The 218-nt window shown below is 62.8% G+C and carries 1 protein-coding gene; it reads left to right on the forward strand.

Annotation, left to right across the window (positions count from 1 at the left end; all coding sequences use genetic code 11):
• The coding region (locus A9J21_RS27370; RefSeq protein ID WP_156546224.1) for a zinc-binding dehydrogenase at positions 1-218 on the forward strand (218 nt) is incomplete at both ends.

Here is a 218-nt window from a genome sequence, read left to right on the forward strand (position 1 = left end):
GACCTGAACCCGGGCCGCGAAGCCATGGCACGCAAGTTCGGCATGACCCACTTCATCAATCCGAAGGACGTCGAGAACGTGGTGGACCACATCGTGCAGCTGACCGATGGCGGCGCCGACTACTCGTTCGAGTGCATCGGCAATACGCAGGTCATGCGCCAGGCGCTGGAGTGCTGCCACAAGGGCTGGGGCAAGTCGATCATCATCGGCGTGGCCGA

It is taken from the genome of Cupriavidus sp. D384 (assembly GCF_001652915.1).
GTDB lineage: Bacteria > Pseudomonadota > Gammaproteobacteria > Burkholderiales > Burkholderiaceae > Cupriavidus.